The organism is Sagittula sp. S175 (assembly GCF_049800975.1).
Lineage (GTDB): Bacteria > Pseudomonadota > Alphaproteobacteria > Rhodobacterales > Rhodobacteraceae > Sagittula.
Genome location: NZ_JBNAGB010000008.1, coordinates 184,317 through 207,944 on the forward strand (window position 1 = coordinate 184,317; position 23,628 = coordinate 207,944).

Below are 23,628 nucleotides of genomic sequence, written 5' to 3' on the forward strand. Positions count from 1 at the left end.
CAATGCTTTAAGGGCTTAGTGCGACGCATGAAACACCGCACGTCAGGGAGGGTTTTCAAAGCGATAGCTTGGTCAATCGCCCCATGACATGAATTTACCCGTCAGAAACCAAAAGGCCCGCCGTGTTGGGCGGGCCGTTCGCATTCAACGCTTTAACAGGGTAAATGCATCCGTTGCGTCATTAAGGTCAGGCGGTCAAAGCCTGCGTCTGACCGGCGCTGTCGAAGAGGGCGACGATCTCGGACAGGACATGCGCGCGGGTCTGCGGGATTTCCATCAGGATCTCGTGCTCTGCGTCCTGTACCATCTCCAGCCGCCCGCCCGGCCAATGTGCCATGCGGGTGCGGATGCGGTCGACGTCGACGATGCGCTCGTTGGTGCCGCAAAAACAGATGCAGGGCACGTTGGGCGCGGGGCGGCGCGCCAGAACCCGCGTCTCGGCCAGGGCCTCGTGCAGCCAGTGCAGCGACGGCCCGCCCAGTTCCAGATCGGGATGCGCCAGCAGCTGGCGACGCATGTAGTCCCACATCTCGGGGTCGCGGGTCAGGGTGTTGTCGTCGAATTCATTCGCCATGACATAGCTGGTCGCCCCGGTGCCCGGCGCGAACAGATGCCCCAGACCCACGGATTTGGACACGCGCGAAATGGCCCAAGCGGCGGGGCGCACCGGGTTGGCGATGCGAATGCCCCACATCGGACCGGTGAACACGGCGGAGGCCACCGGCAGCCCGTCCATCAGCGAGCGCAAACCGATGCAGCCACCCATGGAATGCGCGATCAGATGCATGGGCTGCGGCAGGTCGAGCACCTTGACCATGCTCTTCATTGCCGCGACATCGCGCTGGTAGTCCTCGAACACGTCGACATGGCCGGTGCGCGGGTCCACCAGCATCCGGTCGGCCAGACCCTGCCCACGCCAGTCGATCGCCAGCGTGTGATACCCGGCCTCGGCCAGAACGGCGGCGGTGCGGCCATATTTTTCAACGTATTCCGTGCGTCCCGGAAACAGCAGGACGGTCCCCCGCGCGCCTTGCGACGGGAAATGCGCGATGCGCAGCCGCAGCAGGTCGGGCGCCTCGACCCAGAAGGCGCGCGAACCGGCGGGGCCTTCGGAGAGATCGGCGAAAAAGGGCGCGGGGGTCAGTGTCATCAGGCAAGAACTCCTGCCAGCGCCATGGCCTTGCCCATGTCGCCGTCAACGGTCAGCTTGCCGCCCATGAAGGCGGCGGTGGGGTTCAGGTCGCCGGAGAGGATCGATTCAAACGTTTCCTGATCGGCGGTGAGGGTGACGTCGGTGTCATCGTCGCCTTCGCGCACGGTGGTGCCTTCGATGATCAGGCTGCCTTCGCCTTCGATCACGAACTTGGCGCTGCCGTCGAAGGATTCACCGTTCATCTTGGATTGCAGGGCTGTCACGGCCGCGGTCACGACTTCGCTCATGGGGGCTCCTTTACGTCTCTCTAAAACGTGCGCTGTTATTCCTGCGCACGGGCGCTACACTCATGACAGGTTATGAGCACGGGTGACATGGAATTCAAAAATACCGTCACGGCATTTCTTGCCACAGTCATGATTTCCGTACCATTCGCCGGATCGGCGGAGGAGCGCCTTGATACACTGATGTCCGAGCTTCAGGGCGCAGAGACGGAGACCGCCGCCCAGAGGCTGGAGAATCAGGTGATCGGGGAGTGGTCCAAGACCGGCTCGCCCGCCATGGACCTGCTGCTGAAACGCGGGCGCGATGCGCTGGAGGTGGACGACCTGGACGCCGCCGAAGAGCATTTCCGCGCCCTGACCGACCATGCGCCGGAGTTCGCCGAAGGCTGGCACGGGCTGGCGCTGGTTTACTATGAACGCGAGCAGTTCGGGCCGTCGCTGGATGCGCTGGAGCGCACGCTGGCGCTGAACCCGCAGCATTTCGGAGCGCTGCGCGGGGTGGGGGCGATCCACGAACAGCTGGAAAATCTGGCGCTTGCCTATGATGCATACGAACGGGTACTGGAACTGCGGCCTCACGACCCCGATGTTATCGCGGCGATGGAGCGGTTGGAAACAAAGGTAAAGGGTGTGTCCCTGTAAGACACATCCCGAGTGAGGCGCATGGCGCAGAGAGCAAGGATCGCGGCCGTTCTCGGCCCGACCAACACGGGCAAGACGCATTACGCCATCGAGCGGATGCTCGGCTATCGGACCGGGGTGATCGGTCTGCCGCTGCGGCTGCTGGCGCGCGAGGTCTATGACAGGATCGTCGCGGTGCGCGGGCCGTCGGTGGTGGCTTTGGTCACGGGCGAGGAACGTATCGTGCCGCCGCGTGCCGCCTATTGGGTCTGCACGGTCGAGGCCATGCCCGAGGGGATGGGCGCGGATTTCGTCGCCATCGACGAGATCCAGCTCTGTGCGGACCCGGAGCGCGGGCATGTGTTCACCGACCGCCTGTTGCGGATGCGCGGCACGTCCGAGACGCTGTTTCTGGGTGCCGACACCATGCGCGGGCCGATTGCCCAGCTGGTCCCCGGCGTCGAATTCGTGCGGCGCGAGCGCATGTCACAGCTGGTCTACACCGGGTCGAAGAAGATTTCCCGCCTGCAACCGCGCACCGCCATCGTCGGGTTCTCGGTCGATAACGTCTATGCCATCGCCGAGCTGCTGAAACGGCAGAAGGGCGGGGCGGCGGTGGTCATGGGGGCGCTGTCCCCGCGCACGCGCAACGCGCAGGTAGACTTGTATCAGAACGGCGAGGTGGATTTCCTCGTGGCGACCGACGCCATCGGCATGGGTCTCAACCTCGACATCAACCACGTGGCCTTTTCGTCTTTGACGAAGTTCGACGGGCGGCGGATGCGGCCGCTGATGCCCAACGAGCTGGCGCAGATCGCGGGCCGGGCCGGGCGCGGCATGTCGGACGGCACCTTTGGCGTGACCGGAGAAGCCTCGCCGCTGGATGAGGACGTGGCCGAGGCCATCGTCAACCACCAGTTCGCGCCGCTGAAGAAACTGCAATGGCGCTCGTCCGAGCTGAACTTTGCGTCTATCGATGCACTGGATCGGTCACTTGATGTCTCGCCGAACCACGACGTGCTGTCCAAGGCGCGCGAGGCCGACGACCTGCGTGCGCTGCGGGCCATGGCGTCGGAGGCGGAAGTCCGCGCAAGGGCGTCCTCGGTGGAAAGCGTGCGTCTGCTGTGGGATGTCTGCCGGATACCGGACTTCCGGGGCATCAGCCCGGCGGAACACGCGGGCCTTTTGAGCACGATTTACGGTCATTTGCATCAATCCGGCGGAATCCCGGATGATTTCATGGCGCGTCAGGTCAAAAGAATTGATCGAACCGATGGCGACATTGACACGTTGTCGAAACGGCTCGCCTATATTCGCACTTGGACCTATGTTGCGCAGCGCAAGAACTGGACACGTGACGAAGAGCATTGGCGCGGGACGACTCGCGCTGTAGAAGACCGCCTGTCGGATGCGCTGCATGACCGGCTGACACAAAGATTTGTAGACCGGCGGACCAGCGTCCTGCTTCGCCGGTTGAAACAGAAGGAGGCCCTCTTGGCCGAGGTAAACGATACTGGTGAAGTGACCGTCGAAGGTCATGTCGTGGGCAAGCTCGAGGGCTTCCGCTTCCGGCAGGACAAGGATGCCACCGGGCAGGAGGCCAAGACCCTCCGCCAGGCCTCCATCCAGGCGCTCACGCCGCATTTCCACCTGCGCGCGGACCGTTTCTACAACGCGCCCGATACCGAGATCGACTTTACCGAGCAGGGTGGCCTCATGTGGGGCGATCAGGCCGTGGGCAAGCTGGCGAAGGGCGATGACCCGCTGAAGCCGCGCATCGTTGCCTTTGTCGACGAAGAGGCCGGGCCGGATGTGACCTCCAAGGTCGAGCGCCGCCTGCAACACTTCATGGACCGCAAGATCGCCGCGCTGTTCGAGCCGCTGGTGAAGATGCGCGACGACGAGGCGCTGACCGGTCTGGCGCGGGGTTTTGCCTTCCGCTTGGTCGAAAACATGGGCATCATCCCGCGCGCCGAGATCGCCGACGAGGTGAAGTCTCTGGATCAGGACGCCCGTGGCGCGCTGCGCAAGCACGGTGTGCGTTTCGGCCAGTTCACCATTTTCATGCCGCTGCTGCTGAAGCCCGCGCCGACGCGCCTGCGTCTGGTGCTGTGGTCGCTGGCAAACGGTCTGGACGAATTCCCCGAGGCGCCCCCGCCGGGGCTGGTCACCGTGCCGAACCTCACCGAAGTCCCGGCGCAGCATTACACGCTGTCTGGCTACCGCAAGGCCGGTGCGCGTGCGATCCGCATCGACATGCTGGAGCGTCTGGCCGACATGCTGCGCGCCGAGGATTCGCGTGGCGGTTTCGAGGCCAAGGCCGACATGCTGTCGATCACCGGCATGACGCTGGAGCAGTTCGCCGACCTGATGGCGGGTCTGGGTTACCGCGCCGAGAAGGGCGAGCGGACCAAGGTCAAGCCGGTCGACACCGTCATCGAGGCCGAGACCGGCGAGCAGGTCGAGGGCGACGCCACCCATCTGCCCGCGGATACGCCGGTGATGGACATTGCCGCCGAGACCCCGCCGACGCTGGAACCCGGCGCGGGGGAGGCGGTTGCGCCCGCCGATGTGCCCGAAGCCGTGGCCGAGATCACCGATCAGGGCGAGGCTCCGATTGCCGAGAACCCTGCCGAGACCTCGGAGGACGCGCTGTCCAACGAGAACGTGATCCCGGAAACGCCCGAGGAGGAAATCCTCCCCGGCGAAACTCCGGACGCGGCGGTGGCCGGTGCCGAGGTCGAGACCTTCTACACCTTCACCTGGGGCGGCAATCGCGGCAACCAGCAGCGTCGCGGAGGCGGTGGTGGCCAGCGTGGTCAGCGTCGCGAGGGCGGTCAGGGCCAGCGTCGTGACGCGCAAGGCGGCGAGCGCGGTGAGCGTGGCGACCGTCCGCGCGGCGGCGGCAAGGGCAAGGGTGGTCCCAAGGGCAAGGGCGGGCCGAAAGGTGACCGTGACCGTGGTCCCAAGTCCTTCGAGGCGCGTCCGCCCCGCAAGGAAAAGGCCATCGACCCGGACAACCCCTTTGCAGCGGCGCTCATGGGGCTGAAGGACAAGAAGTAAGTGGCGGGAAAACCTGTCGAAACGACCGTGGATGCGGGCCGGGTGAAGATCCGCATCGACAAGTGGCTTTGGCATGCGCGGTTCTTCAAGACCCGCAGCCTGGCCGCAAAGGTCGTGTCGGCAGGCGTCCGCGTCAACGGAACGCCGGTTGCGAAACCGGCGTTTTGCGTTTCCCCCGGCGATGTGCTGACGTTTGCGCAGGCACGCGACGTGCGGGTGATCCGCGTGCTGGCCCCGGGCGAGCGCCGCGGCCCAGCCCCCGAGGCGCAGGCGCTGTATGACGATCTCGACCCGCCGGCACCGCGCGAACGCGACCCTGCGGCGCCCGTGATCGAGCAGGGCGGCAGACCTACCAAAAAGGACAGGCGCTTGTTCGAAAAAGCACGGCCATCCGCGCTTGAATGATCCGAAGTGCTGGATTAGCAAGACCGAAACCGATTTGAGGACACCGCCATGACCTATGTCGTCATCGACAACTGCATCGCCTGCAAATACACCGACTGCGTCGAGGTCTGCCCCGTGGATTGCTTCTACGAAGGCGAGAACATGCTGGTGATCCACCCCGACGAATGCATCGACTGCGGCGTCTGCGAACCGGAATGCCCCGCCGATGCGATCCGTCCTGACACCGAGCCGGACATGGAGAAATGGGTGGAGTTCAACCGCAAGTACTCCGAGGAATGGCCGGTCATCATCACCAAGAAGGACCAGCTGCCCGAGGCCGAGGAACGCGACGGCGAGACCGACAAGCTGAACAAGTACTTCTCGCCGAACCCGGGTGTCGGCGGCTGACACGCCGCGAATCGCCGGGTCGATTCGGTCGCGTTTTCGTGTGCGGGTGCCAAGCGCGCCCGCCAAGACGCTGTTAAAGAACGATAATCTCGGATGGGGAGGGCGCTAGGAGTAGCGCCCTTTTTATGTTATACCTATGCCTCACATGAAGACATATTGCGCGGGGCGGCACGCCCTCATGCCTCTGGGGGCCTGAAATCGTAAGCTGACACACACAGGTGAACGGAAATCCACTGGGTTCCCGCGCACCTTTTTTGTCGCCGACGAGTGCCAGCGCAAGTCCTGTCGATGCTGCGAGGAAAGACTTATATGACCAAAGCGAAAAAGTCCGAATTCCGTCCCAACGATTACGTGGTCTACCCGGCGCATGGCGTCGGCCAGATCATGTCGATCGAGGAGCAGGAGATCGCGGGCATCAGCCTCGAGCTCTTCGTGATCTCCTTCGAGAAGGACAAGATGACCCTGCGGGTGCCCACCCATAAGGCCACGGAAATCGGCATGCGCTCGCTCTCGTCCCCGGACGTGGTGAACGAGGCGATGAAGACGCTCAAGGGCAAGGCCAAGGTGAAGCGCGCCATGTGGTCGCGTCGCGCCCAGGAGTACGAGCAAAAGATCAACTCGGGCGACCTGATCGCCATCGCCGAAGTGGTGCGCGACCTGCACCGCGCCGACGACCAGCGCGAACAGTCCTACTCCGAGCGTCAGCTTTACGAGGCCGCGCTGGAGCGCCTGACCCGCGAAATCGCCGCCGTTTCCGGTGACGAGGCGGCTGCCGCCAAGCAGGTTGACGAAGTCCTCGGCCTGCGCGCCGCTTAAGCGCCCGACCGGTCCAACACAGAAACGGCGTCCCAAGCGGGCGCCGTTTTTCTTTTCGGTGCGCCGCATAACGCGTCGGTCCCCAAGCAGCCCGGTCGGAATGTCTCGCCCGCTGCTTCCTTCATCTTGATGAAAATACCGCGATGGGGGTGAAGCCCGGTCCGCGCATTTCGCGCGGCGAACCGTCCGGGGGACGGTTCGAGGGCTGAACGGGCCATGCCCCGGGGAAGCAGCGCTTCCCCCAATTCCAAGCGGCCCGCAGGGCCGCGCCGGTCGCTTTGGCGCAGCCAAAGTGAAAGCCTCCTCAGAACGCCCCTCCCGGATCGCCCCTCCCGGATCGCCTTTCAGGCCACATCCTTCTTGCCGCGCTCTTCCAGCGCGGTGAACAGGGCCGTCTCCAGCTCCTTTTCCAGCTCGCGGGCGCGGTCGATGTAGGCTTCGTTCTCGGCGGCGGGCACCGTCGGGTTCCACAGTTTTGCCAGTTCGCGCACCGTGTGGCGGTCGTGGTGGTAAAACGTCTCTTCGGCAATCGCGGCCTCGTAATCCGACATGCCCACGTTCTCCAGCACGTAGCGCCCCGCGCGCAGGGACGAATCGAACATCTCGCGCACGATGTCATCGGCCCCCGCCTGGTACAGCGCGTAGACGTGGTTGCGGTCCCGCGCACGCGCCACGATGTGCAGGTCGGGGCGGACCCGGCGGGCATAGGCCACCAGCTTGGTCGTGGACTTGTGGTCGTCCAGCGCCGCCACCAGCACCCGCGCCGATCCCAGCCCCGCCGCGTGCAGCAGTTCCGGCCGGGTCGGGTCGCCAAAGAATCCCTTGTAGCCAAACCGCCGCATCAGCTGGATCGTCTCCATGTCGCGGTCCAGCACCACGGTGCGAAAGCCCGAGGACATCACCAGCCGGTTCACCACCTGCCCGAACCGCCCGATGCCTGCGATGATGACCGGGCCTTCCTCGTCGATCACATCCGCCTCGCGGTGCTCCTGCGCCGCCTCGAGGCGCGCGCGCAGCTGGTCGAAGATCAGGAACAGCAGCGGCGTGATGAGCATCGACAGCGCCACCACCAACAGCAAGCGGCTGGCAAGCACCTCGGGAAAGACCTTCTGCGCCACGCCGAAGGACACCAGCACGAAGCCGAACTCCCCCGCCTGCGCCAGGCCCAGCGTGAACAGCCATTGCCCCCGCTTGCGCAGGCCAAAGGCGCGGGCGAGGATATAGAGCACGGCGCCCTTTACCACGATGACCGCAACGGCGAGGCCCAGCATCAACAGCGGTTCGGCCATCAGCCGCTCGACATCGATGCCCGCGCCCACGGTGATGAAGAACAGCCCCAGCAGCAGACCCTTGAAGGGTTCGATGTCCGACTCCAGCTCGTGCCGGAATTCCGAGTTGGCCAGCACCACCCCCGCCAGAAAGGTCCCCAGCGCGGGCGAGAGGCCCACGAGGTTCATCAGGAAGGCAATGCCCAGCACGATCAGCAGCGCCACGGCGGTGAACATCTCGGGCAGGCGCGAGCCGTGGATATAGCGAAATAGCGGCCGCGCGCCGTAGACCCCTGCGATAATGATCGCCGCGATGATGCCCAGCGTCACACCGGCGGCCTGCCAGCCTTCCAGCCCGGCCACCAGTGACATGCTGGCGTGATCGTCCGCCGCGTGGACCGCGCCATTGTCGATGGCCCGCCGGATCGACCCGTCCGGGTTGGCCGCGACCGTCGGCACGACGGCCAGCAGCGGGAACACGATCAGCATGGGAATGACGGCGATGTCCTGCGTCAGCAGCACGGAAAAGGCCGAGCGTCCGCCGTTCGTCTGCATCAGCCCCTTTTCGTTCAGCGTCTGCAGCACGATGGCGGTCGAGGACAGCGCGATCGTCATGCCGATCGCCAGCGAGGTCTGCCAGGCATACCCCATCCAGATACAGCCCAGCATGACCGCCACCATGGTCAGCGTGATCTGCAAGCCGCCCATGCCGATCAGCCGGTGCCGCATGTCCCACAGCGCGCGCGGCTCCAGCTCCAGCCCGATGATGAAGAGCATCATGACCACGCCGAACTCGGCAAAGTGGCGCAGGTCCTCGGTATGGGCCACCAGTCCCAGCCCCGGCCCGATGATGAGCCCGGCGATCAGGTAGCCCAGCACCGACCCCAGCCCCATGCGCGAGGCGATGGGTACTGTGATGACGGCGGCGGCAAGGAAAACGGAGGCCTGGAAAAGAAAATCGTTCAACGGAAGGGGGTCCTGCGGATCGGGGGCTGCTTTGCCGCATGATGCGTTGCGACGCGGGGGAAACGCAACATGAGCCGCCCCCCATGCGGGAACTTATCCGTCATCAATTGAAATGTTGCTCACGCGCGGGTCGTGACCGGTTCAGGCCCCTGTCATGCCTGCGTCACGCCATGGGGAGCGTCACGGCTGGCCCGACTGGCACGCAGGGCGCGCAGCGGCAGCAGGCGGGACCAGCGCGGGGCAGGGGCCTCGGGCAGGGCGGCGCGCAGCACCGGCAGCGGCATCTCGCCCGACAGGAAGGCGCAATAGAGCGGAAACACGCCGGCGCGCAGGTAGGGCGACCAGTGGCAGACCCGGCGTTCGGGCGGGGCGATGGGGTAGCCTGCGCGGCGCAGCGCGGCCAGCGCCTCCGGGTCGTCCAGTTGCAGGGTGACCATGTTGGGCAGATGCGTCGGGAAGTGCCCCAGCATCCGGTCGCCCGGATGGTGCGAGGCAACGGCGCGCTCCATCAGGAAGTCGAACAGGTCGTTTTCCCGGCTGGTGACGTTCAGGACCTGCGTCTGGCGCCCCGCGTCCGAGGAGAGGGCGGCGCGGGCGGTCTCGCCATATTCGGCGGCGGCCAGCAGGATGGTGCGGGTGATGGCCCCCGGCTGGCCCGCGCGCACCGCCGCCAGCGCCACCCGTGCGCCCAGCGAATGCGCGACGACATGCACGGGGCGCCTGGGCGACAGGTCGCGGATCATCGCCACCATGCGCGCCAGCGCCACGCCCGCCTGTTCCGCCCGTGCATGCGCCTGCCAGATGGAACAATGCGCTGGCCAGCCGAACGACACCCCCAGACCTTCGCCGCGCTGCCCCCGCAGGCCCAGATGGCGCGGCCAGCTGATCTCGCGCCCGCGCACCGGGGTCACGTCGCGGGCAAAGATCGAGGCGTGCGGGCACCGCCCCGCCACCCCCGGCGCGTATTTGAACCCATGCACCATGATCGTCACCGGGCCCGGGTCGCTTGCCAGCGCATGGCGCAGGACGGGCAGCAGCGGCGTCGAGGCCCCGTGCAGCCGGGGCGTGTCGTCGTCAGCGGTGATGCGTAGCATGGGCATGGCGCGCTCCACGTCGTCCTTCAGCATGGCCAATAGGCCAAGGCTGCAAAACGTGAATGAAGACGCGGTGACCGTTCTGTGACGGTCTTGAAATCAGTTCTTAACGGGCCTATGCAGCGGTCTGTGGCGATTTGTTACCGGATTGCGGGCCACGGCGGGCGAAGACCCTTCAAAAACCGCTAAAGAGGTCAGACGAAAGCCCCTTTCGCTTGGCCGAAACGGGGCTTTTTTGTTCGAAGGAACACGAGACATGACCGACAAGAAACCGGGCAAACGCACGACGCTGGTCCATGGCGGCACCCGCCGTTCGCAGTATGGCGAGGTGAGCGAGGCGCTCTTTCTCACCCAGGGGTTCGTCTACGACACCGCCGAAGCCGCCGAGCAGCGCTTCATCAAGGCTGGTGAGGACGAGTTCATCTACGCCCGCTACGGCAACCCCACCGTGCGCATGTTCGAGGACCGCATGGCGGCGATTTGCGGCTACGAGGATGCCTTTGCCACGGCGTCGGGCATGGCGGCGGTGAACGGCGCGCTCATGGCGCTCCTGAAGGCGGGCGATCACGTTGTGTCCTCGCGCGCGCTCTTTGGGTCGTGCCTCTATGTGCTGGAAAACGTGCTGGCGCGTTTCGGGGTCGAGATCACGCTGGTGGACGGCACCGACAATGCAGCGTGGGAGGCGGCGATCCGCCCCGACACTGCGCTGGTCTTCCTCGAGGCGATCTCCAACCCGACGCTGGAGGTCATCGACCTGAAGCATGTGGTGGACGTCGCCCATCGCAACGGCGCCAAGGTTGTCGTCGACGACGCCATGGCGACGCCGATCTTCTCCTACGCGTCGGCCTGTGGCGCGGACATCTGCGTCATCTCCACCACCAAGCACGTGGACGGGCAGGGGCGGATGCTGGGCGGCGTGGTCTGCGGTGACCGCGAGACCATCCGCGGCTCCATCGAGACCTACATGAAACACACCGGCGCGGCACTGAACCCGTTCAGCGCGTGGGTGCATCTGAAATCGCTCGACACGCTGGACCTGCGGGTCCGCGCGCAGGCGGCCGGTGCGCTGCGTATCGCAGCCGAGCTGGAAAAGCACCCCAAGGTGAGCCGCGTCAGCTATCCCGGTCTGCCCAGCCACCCGCAGCACGCGGTGGCCATGCAGCAGGCCGAATCGGGCGGCACCGTGCTGGCCTTCGACATCGCGGGTGGGCGCGAGGCCAGCTTTGCCTTCATGAACGCGCTGCGGATCTTCTCGATCTCGAACAACTTCGCCGATTCGAAATCCATCGTGACCCCGCCCGCCTTCACCACGCACCAGCGCGTCCCGCAAGAGCAGAAGGACATTCTCGGGATTACACCGGGGCTTGTGCGGCTGTCGGTGGGCCTCGAAGACCCGGACGACCTTCTGGCGGACCTCATGCAGGCGCTGGAAAACGCCTGAGCGCCCGACGGCGATCCAAAATCCCCATGCGCCTGTCCGGCGCGGAAAGGACCATGAGCGTCGGAAAAAGTTGATCCGAACGGCGGGTTCGCGCGTAGACTACCTGAAATTTGAAATCCTGCCGCCTGCACATATGTTAGGCGGCAGGGGTACAGGGTAAGGGGGGCTCCCTCATGAACGTGCATACGCCGGAAATCGACCGCAAACCCAGCCGCGACGAGGCCGAACAGGCGCTCGCGCTGCTGAAGCGCTGGGCCGGGCAGGCCCACGAGGCCGAGATCGAGCAGCTGGACCCCGTGCTGGCGCGCCTCGCGCCCGACGCGTTGCCGGATGCATACCCGGTGCTGGCCCGCGACTACCCCGAAGGCTTCACCGTCGATGCCGATTACAAGGCGCGCATGCCCGACCTGCAAAACGGTCCGTCCTCGCTGATCCGGGGCGCAAACCGCGTGATCCAGCACGTCGGCATCTCGAACTTCCGCCTGCCGCTGCGCTATCATACCCGCGACAATGGCGACCTGACGCTGGAGACCTCGGTCACCGGCACCGTCAGCCTAGATGCCGACAAGAAGGGCATCAACATGAGCCGCATCATGCGGTCCTTCTATGTCCATGCGGACAAGACCTTCAGTTTCGAGACGATCGAAGCGGCGCTGGACGACTACAAGGCCGACCTCGACAGCTTTGACGCGCGCATCAACATGTCCTTCCGCTTTCCGCTGAAGGTCGAGAGCCTGCGTTCGGGCCTGATGGGCTACCAGTATTACGACATCGCGCTGGAACTGGTGGACAAGGACGGCGAGCGGGTGAAGATCCTGCACCTCGACTATGTCTATTCCTCGACCTGCCCGTGTTCGCTGGAACTGTCCGAGCATGCCCGCCGCGAACGCGGCCAGCTGGCGACGCCGCACTCGCAGCGCTCCGTCGCGCGCCTGTCGGCCGAGGTGCGCCCCGGCGATTGCCTGTGGTTCGAGGACCTGATCGACATGTGCCGCCGCGCCGTGCCGACCGAAACGCAGGTCATGGTGAAACGCGAGGACGAACAGGCCTTTGCCGAACTCAACGCCGCCAACCCGATCTTTGTCGAGGATGCGGCGCGGCTCTTTGCCGAGCAGTTGCAGGCCGATCCGCGCATTGGCGATTTCCGCGTCGTGGCGAGCCATCAGGAGAGCCTGCATTCGCATGACGCGGTGTCTGTCCTGACCGAAGGCACGCGCTTTGCGCAGGACAGCCTCGACCCCAAACTCTTCGCCAGCCTGTTCCACGTCGGCTGACGGGGCGCCTCACCGGGGGCTCGGGAGCCTGACAAGGCGGGCTGAACCGGCAGGCGGTCACGGGAAAGGGCGCTGCTTTCTCAGGCAAGCCCACGAAAGTCCGCCGATCTACGGAAATGTTAACGGGCCTGTCACGATATTCGTGGCAGGCTTTCTCGTGATGGGAGGAAACCGACACAACACGAGGTTTCCGGGTATGACGCGCGACAATGTCCAACTCCGCATGGGCCACACATCTCTGAACCGCAGGATCGACACGTTTTTTGTCGAGCGGGGGCTGGGCTTCAATCCATCCTCCCTGCGGCGATCCCGCCTGAGGGAGATCATCGAACTGGAGGTCCGGACGGATCACGAACTGGCCGACATCGGTCTGACGCGGGATCAGATCCTGCCGCATGTGTTCCGTGACTTGCTTGCCGCCTAGGCGTGTATTTGCCCCCGCAATCGCGCAGATTGGTTAAATTGTCAGCCGGCAATTTGCCCCCGCAATCCGCAACTCGGGCATCCGGACCAAGCTCCATGTCACGCTCCATGCCACCCCCATGCCACGCTCTGGCCACGCCGACACAGCCCGTCGCTACCCCTGCCGCATGATCGCTTGACAGCACCGGGCCGCGCCGCCAAGGCTCGGCCTCATGTTCGATATCCGTCCCGTCGCCTATGTCATCGGCCTGCTGGTCGCCGCCCTGGGCGGATGCATGATGCTGCCGATGCTGGTGGACCTCGCCGAGGGCCGGGGCGAATGGCATGTCTTCCTCGAAAGCGGCATCATCACGATCCTCGCGGGCGGGCTGGTGGCGCTGGCCTGCTCCAACGCGGTGGGCGAGGGGCTGACGCTGCAACAGACCTTCCTGCTGACCACGGGCGTCTGGGTGGCACTGCCGGTGTTCGGCGCGCTGCCCTTCGTCTTTGGCGCGACGGATGCCAGCTACACCGACGCCTATTTCGAGGCGATGTCGGGCATGACCACCACAGGCTCCACGGTCTTCTCCGGACTGGACACCCTGCCCAAGGGCTTGCTCTTGTGGCGCGGGCTGCTGCAATGGCTGGGCGGGGTGGGAATCATCGTGGTGGCCATGGTTTTCCTGCCTGAACTGCGGGTCGGCGGCATGCAGATCTTCCGTTCCGAAGCCTTTGACACCATGGGCAAGATCCTGCCCCGCGCCACGCAGATCTCGTCCTCCATCTCGACCATCTACATCTCGCTCACGCTGATCTGCGCGGTCTGCTACATCGTCACGGGGATGAACGCCTTCGACGCCACGGTGCACGCCATGACCACCGTATCCACGGGCGGTTTCGCCAATTACGACGCCAGCTTCGGCACGTTCTCGGGTCCCGCGGAATACGTGGCCTCGGTTTTCATGATTCTCGCGGCACTGCCCTTCGTGCGCTACGTCCAGATGCTGAACGGCAACGAGACGGCACTGCTGCGCGACAGCCAGGTCCGCGCCTTCCTTGGCACCATCGCCATGCTGGTGCTGGTGACCTCCATCACGCTGCTGTGGATCTTCCCGCACCACCCCGAACAGGCCGTGCGCGAGGCGCTGTTCAACATCTCCTCGATCATCTCGGGGACGGGCTATGCCTCGGTCGACTACATGGGCTGGGGCAACTTCCTGATCGCGCTGTTCTTCTTCATCGGCCTGATCGGAGGCTGCGCCGGCTCGACCGCCTGCTCGGTCAAGATCTTCCGCTACCAGCTGCTGTTTGCCTCGGTGAAGGTCCAGCTGCGGCGCATCCGTTCGCCGCATGGCGTCTTCGTGCCGCGCTACGACGGCCGCCCGGTGGGGCAGGACGTCCTGAGCTCGGTCATGAGCTTCTTCGTCTTCTTCGTGGTCTCGCTGGGATTGTTCTCCGTGGTGCTGGGCATGATGGGGCTGGACTTCATCACCGCGGTCTCCGGCGCGGCCACGGCACTTGGCAACATCGGCCCGGGGCTGGGGGACCAGATCGGCCCGGCGGGCAACTTCGCTGGCCTGTCGGACCCTGCGAAATGGGTGCTCTCCTTCGCGATGCTGGTGGGCCGCCTCGAAGTCCTCGCCGTCTACGCCCTGTTCACAGTACGCTTCTGGCGCGGCTGACGCGCAAAGTAACACATATCACCACAGAGCCGCCCTTCTCCTTCATCTTGATCCAAATACCCTCGGGGGTGTGGGGGCAGAGCCCCCACCTGTCGTGCGAAGCACGACAAACCATAGTTTGCTTGTCTGGACAGAGGCCCGATCGCGTAAACGGCGCGTTCACCTTGGCCGCTGAGGTGTCGCGGTGGCAATCCCAAGGGCATGAGATGAACAATTGGCGCGCGCCCGCAGGGCGCGCGCGGGTCGGGCCGCGTCAGCGGCCCCCCACCCCCCGAATAACAACCCCACACCCCAAACCGCCCCGCCCCCCCCCGCGTCCTTCAGCTTGGTCTCGTCGCTCTCGCGCTCGGCGAGGTTGGCGCGGGCCTCCTCGACCACCTCGTCGGGGGCCGATTCGATGAACTTGGGGTTGTTCAGACGGCCGCGCAGGCCGCCCAGCTCCTTGGCGAGCTTGCCCAAGGTCTTCTCCAGCCGCGCCTTTTCCTCGGCCACGTCGATGATGTCCGCCAGCGGCAGGCCAAAGGTCGCCGCGCCCACGGGGATCGTCACGCAGCCCTTGGGGAAGGCCTCGACCTCTGTCAGGCCCTCGATGCGGGCGAGGCGCTTGATCAGCACTTCGTTACGCTCCCAAGCGCCGCGTTCCTCGTCGCCAAGGCCCGTGACCAGCATCGGCACGTACAGACCCGCCGGCACATGCATCTGGGCGCGGGCGGAACGCACCCCCTCGATCAGGCCGATCACCCAGGACATCTCGCGGTCGGCAGCGGCGTCGGCCACCGAGGCGTCGTAGACCGGCCATGCGGCGTGAACCAGCAGCGTCTGGCGCGTGCCCAGCGTGCCCCAGAGCTCTTCGGTGATGAAGGGCATGATCGGGTGCAGCATGATGAGGCACTGGTCCAGAACCCAGGCCATGGTGCGACGGGTCTCGCCCACGACGCCCTCGTCCTGGGACGCGAACAGCGGCTTGGAGAATTCCACGTACCAGTCGCAGACCTTGCCCCAGACAAAGGCATAAAGCGCGCTGGCCGCGTCGTTGAAGCGGTATTCGGTCAGCGCGGCATCCACCGCCTCGCGCACGCGGGCGGTTTCGCCGATGATCCACTTGTTCACCGTCTGCTGCGCCGGGACGACCCAGGCACCGTCATTGGCGGTCTCGTGGTGGGTGAACACATCGTTCATTTCGGCAAAGCGGCAGGCGTTCCACAGCTTTGTGCCGAAGTTGCGGTAGCCCGCGATGCGGTCCATGGACATCTTCAGCACGCCGCCGATGGAGGCCATCGAGGCATTGTTGAAGCGCAGCGCGTCAGCGCCGTATTCGTTCACCACTTCCAGCGGGTCGATGACGTTGCCGGTGGTCTTGGACATCTTCTTGCCCTTCTCGTCGCGGACGAGCTGGTGCAGGTAGACGGTGTGGAAGGGGATCTCGTCCACCACGGCCAGTTGCATCATGATCATGCGCGCGACCCAGAAGAACAGGATGTCCGACCCGGTGATGAGCACATCCGTGGGGAAGTACTTCTGCATCTCGGGCGTGTCCTCGGGCCAGCCCAACGTGCCGATGGGCCAGAGGCCCGACGAGAACCACGTATCCAGCACGTCCGGATCGCGGAAGATCGGCAGCTGCATGGGGGCGTCAAAGGTGCGGATGGTGCCCTCGTCGCCCACGTCCAGCGCGTCGCGCACGCCTTTGAGCACTTCACCCGCCTCGAAGGCGTCGGCTACGACGCGGAACTCCGTGCCCTCGGGCGACATGGCGAGGGCCTTGGCGATGGCCTCTTCCTCGGTCGCGGCGCAGACCGGGAACCAGTCTTCCTCGCCGGGGATGTACCACACGGGGATCTGGTGGCCCCACCACAGCTGGCGCGAGATGCACCAGGGTTCGATGTTCTCGAGCCAGTGGTAATAGGTCTTCTCGCCGCTCTCGGGCATGATCTTGATGCGGCCGGAGCGCACGGCGTCGAGCGCCGGGCCCACGACCTTTTCCGCATCCACGAACCACTGGTCGGTGAGCATCGGCTCGATCACCACCTTGGAGCGGTCGCCGAAGGGCTGCATGATCGGCTTGGCCTCGATCAGGGGCACAAGCTGGTCCTCCTCGGTGCGCATCTCGCCACCCTCGGAGGGTTCCAGCGGCGCCTTCACCGCAGCGGCGCCGAGGCGCGGGTCGGTGGCCTCGGTCATCACGGCGAGGCCGTCGGCGACGATCTGTTCGACCACCTTGGCGCGCGCCTCCATGCGGTCGAGGCCGCGCAGGTCGTCGGGGACGAGGTTCACGAGGTCGGTCTCGGCCTCGGTCAGGGTACGCTTGCCCTGCGCAACCTCCATGGCGATCTGCGCCGCCTCGGCGTAGGGCGCGCCGTCCGCGCGCATCGCACCGCGCACGTCCATCAGGCGGTACATGGGGATGCCGCCGCGCTTGGCCACCTGGTAGTCGTTGAAGTCATGTGCGCCGGTGATCTTCACCGCGCCGGAGCCGAAGGTCGGGTCCGGGTATTCGTCGGTGATGATCGGGATCAGGCGGCGGTGTTCCTTCGGCCCCACGGGGATTTCGCAGAGCTTGCCCACGATCGGCGCATAACGTTCATCGGACGGATGCACGGCCACGGCCCCGTCACCCAGCATGGTCTCGGGGCGGGTGGTGGCGATGGAGATGTAATCGCGTTCTTCGGAGAAGATGACGGTCCCGTCCTCGTCCTTCTCCTCGTAGGTGTAGGTCACGCCATTCGCCAGCGGGTACTTGAAGTGCCACATGTGGCCCGCGACCTCGACGTTCTCGACCTCGAGATCGGAGATGGCGGTTTCGAAATGCGGGTCCCAGTTCACGAGGCGCTTGCCGCGATAGATCAGGCCCTTGTCGTACATGTCGACGAAGACCTTGATCACGGCATCGTGGAAGTTGCCCTTGGCGTCGGTCTCGGGGGCACCGGGGGCGCCGGACATGGTGAAGGCGTTCCGGTCCCAGTCGCAGCTGCTGCCCAGGCGGTGCATCTGCTCGATGATCGTGTTGCCGTATTGCGTTTTCCAGTCCCAGACGTGGCCGAGGAAGTCGGCGCGGCTCATGTCGGTGCGCTTCAGGCCCTTCTCGGCCTTCAGCTTTTTCTCGACCTGAAGCTGGGTCGCGATGCCCGCGTGGTCCTGTCCCGGCTGCCAGAGCGTGTCGAAGCCGCGCATGCGGTGCCAGCGGGTGAGGATGTCCATCAGGGTGTGGTTGAAGGCGTGGCCCACGTGCAGTGCGCCGGTGACGTTGGGCGGCGGCAGCATGATGGTGAAGCTCTCGTCGCGCGACTTGTTCGCCCCTGCGGCAAAAGCCTTGGCGTCGAGCCATGTCTGCGTGAGGCGCGGTTCGGCCTCGGCGGCATTGAATGTCTTTTCCAGCGGCATGATCGGGACCTCTTTCGTTTGGATCGTCCTTAGCGAAAGGGGGCGGGAAGGGGAAGGGTGTGGAGGGCTTTGGCGGGGACCGGGGCGCGTACCTGTTTGCCCGTGCCGGGCAAAGGCGGCCCGCCCACCCCGGCGATCCCTGCGCAAGGGGGGGCATCCTGCGGATGCGCCTGCCTTGGAATGAAACCTGGAATGAAAGTAGCCCGCGATGATGAACATCGCGGGCCAAGTAAACGAGCGCCCCAGGGAGGAGGAGAGGGGCCTCGAACCGTATCTGAAGCGCGACGGTGCCAGGGAGGAGGAGAGGCACCGTCGCTGATGTCGGAAACCCCAGGGAGGAGGAGAGGGGTCCGGCATGTCTGGCCTCATCGGGAGGCCGGTATCTGGTCGAGACGGCGCCAGGGAGGAGGAGAGGCGCCGTCTCTGATGTCGAGGCCCCAGGGAGGAGAGGGGCTCGGCATGTCTGGCCCATCGGGGGCCGTTGTCTGGTGCGCGACGGTGCCAGGGAGGAGGAGAGGCACCGTCGCTGATGTCGGAAACCCCAGGGAGGAGGAGAGGGGTCCGGCATGTCTGCCCCGATCGGGGCGGTATTTCGTGGCGGTGCATCCAGGGAGGAGGAGAGGATGCACCGCCTAGAACGGAAGGGGCGGGAGGAGGAGTGCCCCGGTCCGTATTCAGATCTCGTTGGCCGCCTGGTAGGCGACGCGGCGGATTTCACCGCGGCTCAGACCCAAGTCCGCCAGGTCGCGGTTCGACAGGGCCGACAGCTCGCGGAAGGTCTGGTTGAAAACCTTGCGGCGGGCGCGGCGTGCGTTGAACGCTGCGACCAGGCCGGAGAAGCCGCCCAGTGCGGGTTGGGACTGCGTGTTGAACTCGGTTGCGTGTGCCATGGTTCCGTGCCTCATTGGCTGCTGTGTCGTTCGCGGCTGTTAGCGCCGCCGTTGATCCAAAGATGGAGCAAATGCTGCGACTGCACAATGACCGCATCGGCAATGCTGCCATGCAGCAAGTGCATGGAAGATGACGGGGATATGCAGGTATTGGCACGGAAATTGTGCGAAATGGACGGTCTAAGTTGTGCGAACCTAAGGGCAATTAGACCGTTAAGGGGAATTTCGGAAAGGCAGGAGCAGTGGTGGACGTAAAGACGGAAGTCGAATCAATATTGGCGCGCGTAAAGATCCCGGGCGGCGGGACTCTGGTGTCCGAAGACATGATCCGCGCGCTGACGGTGGACGGTGGCGCGGTGCGTTTCGTCATCGAAGCGCCCGATGCCGAGGTCGCCCGCGCCATGGAACCCGTGCGCAAGGCGGCGGAGGAATCGCTGCTGTCCCTGCCGGGAGTCACTACGGTCAGCGTGGCGGTAACCGCGCATTCCGCTCCGCCCGCGCCCTCGCTGAAGATGGGCGGGCACATGAAACCTCAGGCGGAGCCCATGCGCCCGGCCGGGGTGAAGACCATGATCGCCATCGGATCGGGCAAGGGCGGTGTGGGGAAATCCACCGTGTCGTCGAATCTCGCGGTGGCGCTGGCGCGGGCGGGCAAGAAGGTCGGCTTGCTGGATGCGGACATACACGGGCCGTCGCAGCCGCGCATGTTCGGGACGTCGAAACGTCCGGCCTCGCCCGATGGCAAGATGATCGAGCCGCTGCACGCGCATGGCGTGACGCTGATGTCGGTGGGCGCGATGCTGCCCGAGGACAAGGCGGTGATCTGGCGCGGGCCGATGCTGATGGGTGCGTTGCAACAAATGATGATGCAGGTGAACTGGGGCGAGCTGGACGTGCTGCTGATCGACCTGCCGCCGGGCACGGGCGACGTGCAGTTGACGCTGGGCCAGAAGGCGCCGCTGGCCGGGGCCATCGTGGTGTCGACGCCGCAGGACGTGGCGCTGATCGACGCCAAGAAGGCGCTCGATGCCTTCATGACATTGAAGGTGCCCGTGCTGGGGCTGATCGAGAACATGGCCGTGTTCACCTGTCCGCATTGCGGCAAGGACAGCCATATCTTTGGGCAGGGCGGAGTGCAGGCCGAGGCTGAGCGGCTGGGCGTGCCCCTCTTGGCGCAGCTGCCGATTGATCTGGAAACGCGGATGGCGGGGGACGCAGGCGTCCCGGTGGCGCTGAGCGAGAGCAGCATGTCGCAGGCCTATGCGGCACTGGCGGACCGGTTGATCCAAGGCGGCATCGTCTGAGCGCGCGGCTGCGTTGCGTTGTCGAGTATTTGGACCAAGAAGAAGCAGGGGCCGGGCCGTTTGTCCGGCCCTTTGCTTTTTGTTCAAGCGGCCTGCAGATGCAGGAAGAGGTCGGTGATCACCATGGCTGGGTCGATGTTCACCGCTCGGGCGTGGCGGGCGCGGTCGCCTGCGTCCTGAATCGCCTGCGCCCAGGCGCGACCATGGGCCGGGTCGGGGGAGAGGCGGCTGAGGGTTTGCGCCTCGCCGGGGACGATCTCGGCAGGCGGATGGCCCATGACTCCGGTGCGCGCGAGGCGTGCGGCGATACGGTCGGTGAGGGTGAGGGTCAGGGCGAGTCGGTCCTCGCGGCCCCTGGCGGCGCAGCTGTCGGCGAGGGTCAGCAGGGCGCTGCGGTCGAGGCGGGGCAGGGTGCCCAGCACGTTGAGGATCTGGCGGTAGAGGGCGAGGCCGTCCTGCTGGTGCAGGCGGATGGCGGTGCCGACGGAGCCTTCGGCCAGCATGTTGAGCGCTTCCGCCTCGGCGGGCGGAATGTCGATCTGGGCCTGTTGCAGGGCGGCGGCCATGTCGTCGTGATCGAGGGCGTCCACGCGCAGGGTGCGGCAGCGGCTCTTGATCGTGGGGAGCAGGCGGGCGGGTTGATGGCTGATGAGCAGGAGGGTGGCGCGGGCGGGCGGTTCCTCGAGCATCTTCAGGAGCGCATTTGCGGCCTGCGGGTTCATCTCGTCCGCGGCGTCGACGATGACCACGCGGCGGCCGCCGTCTGCGGAGGACATGGAGAAGAAATGCGCCAGCTTGCGGACCTCGTCCACGCGGATGAGGTCGGAGAACTTGCCGTCCTCGTAGTTCTTCTGCCGCTCGGAATCGGTGCTGCCCGCGCCGCCACGACGCAGCAGGAAGAGGCCGGGTTCCGAGCGCGCGACGAGGCGGCGGGAGACCGGGTGGTCCGGGTCGACGTCCAGCGTAACGGGGGGCGGAGGTGCGCCGAAGAGGCCGCCGTCATCGGCGGGCGGGGTGGCCAGCAGGAAGCGGGCGATGCGCCAGGCGAGCGTCGCCTTGCCGGTGCCGCGCGGGCCGGTGATGAGCCAGGCGTGGTGCAGGCGGTCGGCGTTGTAGGCCGTCAGGAAGTCCTGTTCGGCCTGTTTCTGCCCGAAAAGATGCAGTGTTTCCCGTGGATGCGGGGCACCGTCGATGCGGTCTGGTTCCGGGGCTTCGGTCTCAGCCATGGGCGTGGTCCAGTTGTCGGATGGCCGTGGCGTAAACATCGTCAGCGACCGTTTCCGGCGCGCGATTGCCGTCGATGACGCGGATTCGTGCGGAAAACTCCCGCGACAAGGCAAGGAAGTCCGCGCGCATCTGTTGTTGCAGGTCGAGGCCGAAGTCCTCGAAGCGCTCCTCGACGGTGGCACGGGCCTTGGCGCGGCCAAGGGCGGCAACGGGGTCCATGTCGATGAGGATCGTCAGGTGCGGTTCCGTGCCGATCATGAGGTCATGCAACTGGTCCACGGTGGCGCGCAGGCCTTGGCGGCCCTGATACATGCGGGTGCTGTCGGCGAAGCGGTCGCAGATCACGACCTTTCCGGCGGCCAGCGCGGGGCGGATGGTGCGTTCCAGGTGGTCTCGACGCGCGGCGGTAAAAAGCAGAAGCTCGGTTTCCGGCGACCAGCGGTCCGGGTCGCCCTGCAAGACCAGCGCGCGGATTTCCTCGGCCCCCGGACTGCCGCCCGGTTCGCGGGTCAGGATCACGTCGCGGCCCTCGGCGCGCAGGCGGTCGGCCAGCATGCGGGCCTGGGTCGACTTGCCCGAGCCGTCGATGCCCTCGAAGGAAAGAAACAGTCCGGTCGTCACGAGGCCTCTTGCGCCTCTGCAGGGGCGGGCTGGGTGGCGAAGCGCTTCAGGAGCACGGCAGAAACGGTCATCATGCGGTCGACGAAGCCGCCCGCGTCCACGTCCTTGGCGGCGACGAGGGGCACGCGGGTTTCCGGCAGGCCCTCGGGCTGGATGATGAGTTCGGCAAGGCGCTGGCCCTTGCGCACCGGGGCCTCGATCGGGCCGGTGTAGACGACCTCGGCCTGAACGCCGCCCGCCGTCATGGTCGGCAGCAGCAGGGTGATGTCCTTTTCGGAGACGAGATCCACGGCCTCCTCGGCTCCGAGCCAGAGTTCGGCCTGCGTGATCGGCTGGCCCTGCTTGACGATGGTCTGTTCGGCGAACTGGCGGAAGGCCCAGTTGACGATGGCCTCGGACTGTTCGGCCCGGTCGGCGGAACTGTCGAGGCCGGTGATGGCAAAGATCACCCGGCGTTCGTCGTTCTTGGCGGAGCCGACGAGACCGTAGCCCGCTTCCTGGGTATGGCCGGTCTTCAGCCCGTCGGCGCCAATGTTCAGCGACAGAAGCGGGTTGCGGTTCGTCACATTGGAGGGCGCGCGACCGTCGAATTCGAACTTCCTCTCGGAGAAGATCGGGTAGAATTCGGGGAAGTCCTTGATGATATGGGTCGCGAGCAGCGTCAGGTCGCGCATGGACATGACATGGCCAGCCGCGGGCCAGCCCGACGCGTTCTTGAAGGACGAGGAGGTCATGCCCAACTGCTGCGCGCGCTGGGTCATCAGGCGGGCAAAACCCTGCTCGGTGCCGTCCGGAGACAGCGCCTCGGCCAGAACGGCGCAGGCGTCATTGCCGGAAAGGACAATCACGCCGCGCAGCAGGTCGGAGACGGCGACACGGTCCTGCGTGTTCAGGAACATGGTGGAGCCGCCGTAGGACATGGCATGCTGGGACACGGGCAGGCGTTCCTCCAGCGTCAGGCGACCATCGCGGATCGCCTCGAAGGCGATATACAGCGTCATGAGCTTGGACATGGAGGCAGGCGGCAGTGCCTCGTCGGCATTCTTGTTCAGAAGAACGGTGCCGGTGGTCATATCCACGACAAAGGCCGCGCGGGCCTTTGTGTCGAAGGCCTGTGCTCCGGTGGCCATCAGCGCCATGAGGGCGGCGGACGCCAGAAGGCGGGGGATGCTGGTCATGGTGCGGGTCATTGCGAAGCCTCTGGTCCATGTCGATTCTGCTCGTTTACGTTTATCGCTCAAGTGGCGGCAGGTGTCACCCGGCACAGGCGAGAGATCGCCGGGGCGTTGGCATGACGATCACGTGGAACTGATTTCATACAGTTTGCGCCGCATTTCGTGGACGATCCG

General features: G+C 65.6%; 19 protein-coding genes. 10 read left to right on the forward strand and 9 right to left on the reverse strand.

What is annotated here, in order from left to right; translation table 11 throughout:
* Positions 1 to 187: 187 nt before the first annotated feature.
* Positions 188 to 1,150, reverse strand: a complete 963-nt coding sequence (locus tag ACP16H_RS12720) for an alpha/beta fold hydrolase (RefSeq protein ID WP_425072676.1) — start codon at positions 1,148 to 1,150, stop codon at positions 188 to 190.
* Entirely contained in the window at positions 1,150 to 1,440 is a 291-nt protein-coding gene (locus tag ACP16H_RS12725) for an SCP2 sterol-binding domain-containing protein (RefSeq protein ID WP_425072677.1), read from the reverse strand. Before ACP16H_RS12725 ends, ACP16H_RS12720 begins: the two co-directional genes overlap by 1 nt.
* Positions 1,441 to 1,527: 87 nt before the next feature.
* On the opposite strand from ACP16H_RS12725, the gene ACP16H_RS12730 reads away from it, so the two are divergent.
* The 5 genes from ACP16H_RS12730 to ACP16H_RS12750 all read left to right on the forward strand — a co-directional run bounded on the left by ACP16H_RS12730 (position 1,528) and on the right by ACP16H_RS12750 (position 6,729).
* Entirely contained in the window at positions 1,528 to 2,079 is a 552-nt protein-coding gene (locus ACP16H_RS12730; protein ID WP_425072678.1) for a tetratricopeptide repeat protein, read from the forward strand.
* A gap of 21 nt (positions 2,080 to 2,100) precedes the next feature.
* Entirely contained in the window at positions 2,101 to 5,121 is a 3,021-nt protein-coding gene (locus ACP16H_RS12735) for a helicase-related protein (protein WP_425072679.1), read from the forward strand.
* A 42-nt stretch (positions 5,122 to 5,163) separates the two neighbouring features.
* Positions 5,164 to 5,526, forward strand: a complete 363-nt coding sequence (locus tag ACP16H_RS12740) for an RNA-binding S4 domain-containing protein (RefSeq protein ID WP_425072680.1) — start codon at positions 5,164 to 5,166, stop codon at positions 5,524 to 5,526.
* A gap of 48 nt (positions 5,527 to 5,574) precedes the next feature.
* Positions 5,575 to 5,913, forward strand: coding sequence for a ferredoxin FdxA (gene fdxA / locus ACP16H_RS12745; RefSeq protein WP_425072681.1), 339 nt, complete (start codon positions 5,575 to 5,577; stop codon positions 5,911 to 5,913).
* Between the two features lie 309 nt (positions 5,914 to 6,222).
* Complete coding sequence (locus ACP16H_RS12750; RefSeq protein ID WP_425072682.1) at positions 6,223 to 6,729, forward strand: CarD family transcriptional regulator; 507 nt, start codon at positions 6,223 to 6,225, stop codon at positions 6,727 to 6,729.
* Positions 6,730 to 7,073: 344 nt separating this feature from the next.
* On the opposite strand, the gene ACP16H_RS12755 is transcribed toward ACP16H_RS12750, so the two are convergent.
* Positions 7,074 to 8,963 carry a monovalent cation:proton antiporter-2 (CPA2) family protein gene (locus tag ACP16H_RS12755; RefSeq protein ID WP_425072683.1) on the reverse strand — a complete coding sequence of 630 codons (1,890 nt, stop codon included), beginning with the start codon at positions 8,961 to 8,963 and terminating at the stop codon, positions 7,074 to 7,076.
* A gap of 152 nt (positions 8,964 to 9,115) precedes the next feature.
* Positions 9,116 to 10,090, reverse strand: coding sequence for an alpha/beta fold hydrolase (locus tag ACP16H_RS12760; protein WP_425072684.1), 975 nt, complete (start codon positions 10,088 to 10,090; stop codon positions 9,116 to 9,118).
* Between the two features lie 223 nt (positions 10,091 to 10,313).
* Here ACP16H_RS12760 and ACP16H_RS12765 point away from each other — a divergent pair, with 223 nt between their 5' ends.
* From ACP16H_RS12765 to ACP16H_RS12780, 4 genes are all read left to right on the forward strand, one after another.
* Positions 10,314 to 11,498: a trans-sulfuration enzyme family protein gene (locus tag ACP16H_RS12765; protein WP_425072685.1), complete on the forward strand. Its 1,185-nt coding sequence runs from the start codon at positions 10,314 to 10,316 to the stop codon at positions 11,496 to 11,498.
* A gap of 173 nt (positions 11,499 to 11,671) precedes the next feature.
* Positions 11,672 to 12,772, forward strand: a complete 1,101-nt coding sequence (gene folE2, locus ACP16H_RS12770) for a GTP cyclohydrolase FolE2 (RefSeq protein WP_425072686.1) — start codon at positions 11,672 to 11,674, stop codon at positions 12,770 to 12,772.
* A gap of 196 nt (positions 12,773 to 12,968) precedes the next feature.
* Positions 12,969 to 13,196, forward strand: a complete 228-nt coding sequence (locus ACP16H_RS12775; protein ID WP_425072687.1) for a DUF1127 domain-containing protein — start codon at positions 12,969 to 12,971, stop codon at positions 13,194 to 13,196.
* 211 nt (positions 13,197 to 13,407) lie between these two features.
* Positions 13,408 to 14,856 (forward strand): TrkH family potassium uptake protein, encoded by a 1,449-nt coding sequence (locus tag ACP16H_RS12780; RefSeq protein WP_425072688.1) that lies wholly within the window; start codon positions 13,408 to 13,410, stop codon positions 14,854 to 14,856.
* A gap of 159 nt (positions 14,857 to 15,015) precedes the next feature.
* Here ACP16H_RS12780 and ACP16H_RS12785 read toward each other — a convergent pair whose 3' ends face one another.
* Together ACP16H_RS12785 and ACP16H_RS12790 are read right to left on the reverse strand one after the other, a co-directional pair.
* Positions 15,016 to 18,237 (reverse strand): valine--tRNA ligase, encoded by a 3,222-nt coding sequence (locus ACP16H_RS12785; protein WP_425072689.1) that lies wholly within the window; start codon positions 18,235 to 18,237, stop codon positions 15,016 to 15,018.
* A 674-nt stretch (positions 18,238 to 18,911) separates the two neighbouring features.
* A complete protein-coding gene (locus ACP16H_RS12790) occupies positions 18,912 to 19,127 on the reverse strand; it encodes a DUF1127 domain-containing protein (RefSeq protein ID WP_425072690.1) in 216 nt (71 codons plus the stop codon).
* 245 nt (positions 19,128 to 19,372) lie between these two features.
* Between ACP16H_RS12790 and ACP16H_RS12795 the strand changes: the two genes are divergently transcribed.
* Positions 19,373 to 20,431: an Mrp/NBP35 family ATP-binding protein gene (locus tag ACP16H_RS12795; RefSeq protein WP_425072691.1), complete on the forward strand. Its 1,059-nt coding sequence runs from the start codon at positions 19,373 to 19,375 to the stop codon at positions 20,429 to 20,431.
* 83 nt (positions 20,432 to 20,514) lie between these two features.
* Here the strand turns inward: ACP16H_RS12795 and ACP16H_RS12800 are convergent, their stop codons facing one another.
* The 3 genes from ACP16H_RS12800 to ACP16H_RS12810 are packed head-to-tail and all read right to left on the reverse strand — an operon-like array spanning position 20,515 to position 23,469.
* On the reverse strand, positions 20,515 to 21,657 hold the full coding sequence (locus ACP16H_RS12800) for a DNA polymerase III subunit delta' (RefSeq protein ID WP_425072692.1): 1,143 nt from the start codon (positions 21,655 to 21,657) through the stop codon (positions 20,515 to 20,517).
* Positions 21,650 to 22,279: a dTMP kinase gene (gene tmk, locus ACP16H_RS12805; RefSeq protein ID WP_425072693.1), complete on the reverse strand. Its 630-nt coding sequence runs from the start codon at positions 22,277 to 22,279 to the stop codon at positions 21,650 to 21,652. The genes ACP16H_RS12800 and tmk overlap by 8 nt, the downstream gene beginning before the upstream one ends.
* On the reverse strand, positions 22,276 to 23,469 hold the full coding sequence (locus ACP16H_RS12810; protein ID WP_425072694.1) for a D-alanyl-D-alanine carboxypeptidase family protein: 1,194 nt from the start codon (positions 23,467 to 23,469) through the stop codon (positions 22,276 to 22,278). Before ACP16H_RS12810 ends, tmk begins: the two co-directional genes overlap by 4 nt.
* Between the last annotated feature and the right edge of the window lie 159 nt (positions 23,470 to 23,628).

Coding starts and splice junctions, on each gene's coding strand:
- ACP16H_RS12750 (WP_425072682.1), top strand. CDS start 6,223: ATGACCAAAGCGAAAAAGTCCGAATTCCGTCCCAACGATTACGTGGTC.
- ACP16H_RS12720 (WP_425072676.1), bottom strand. CDS start 1,150: ATGACACTGACCCCCGCGCCCTTTTTCGCCGATCTCTCCGAAGGCCCC.
- fdxA (WP_425072681.1), top strand. CDS start 5,575: ATGACCTATGTCGTCATCGACAACTGCATCGCCTGCAAATACACCGAC.
- ACP16H_RS12725 (WP_425072677.1), bottom strand. CDS start 1,440: ATGAGCGAAGTCGTGACCGCGGCCGTGACAGCCCTGCAATCCAAGATG.
- folE2 (WP_425072686.1), top strand. CDS start 11,672: ATGAACGTGCATACGCCGGAAATCGACCGCAAACCCAGCCGCGACGAG.
- ACP16H_RS12800 (WP_425072692.1), bottom strand. CDS start 21,657: ATGGCTGAGACCGAAGCCCCGGAACCAGACCGCATCGACGGTGCCCCG.
- ACP16H_RS12780 (WP_425072688.1), top strand. CDS start 13,408: ATGTTCGATATCCGTCCCGTCGCCTATGTCATCGGCCTGCTGGTCGCC.
- ACP16H_RS12760 (WP_425072684.1), bottom strand. CDS start 10,090: ATGCTGAAGGACGACGTGGAGCGCGCCATGCCCATGCTACGCATCACC.
- ACP16H_RS12735 (WP_425072679.1), top strand. CDS start 2,101: ATGGCGCAGAGAGCAAGGATCGCGGCCGTTCTCGGCCCGACCAACACG.
- ACP16H_RS12790 (WP_425072690.1), bottom strand. CDS start 19,127: ATGGCACACGCAACCGAGTTCAACACGCAGTCCCAACCCGCACTGGGC.
- ACP16H_RS12810 (WP_425072694.1), bottom strand. CDS start 23,469: ATGACCCGCACCATGACCAGCATCCCCCGCCTTCTGGCGTCCGCCGCC.
- ACP16H_RS12775 (WP_425072687.1), top strand. CDS start 12,969: ATGACGCGCGACAATGTCCAACTCCGCATGGGCCACACATCTCTGAAC.
- ACP16H_RS12785 (WP_425072689.1), bottom strand. CDS start 18,237: ATGCCGCTGGAAAAGACATTCAATGCCGCCGAGGCCGAACCGCGCCTC.
- ACP16H_RS12730 (WP_425072678.1), top strand. CDS start 1,528: ATGGAATTCAAAAATACCGTCACGGCATTTCTTGCCACAGTCATGATT.
- ACP16H_RS12765 (WP_425072685.1), top strand. CDS start 10,314: ATGACCGACAAGAAACCGGGCAAACGCACGACGCTGGTCCATGGCGGC.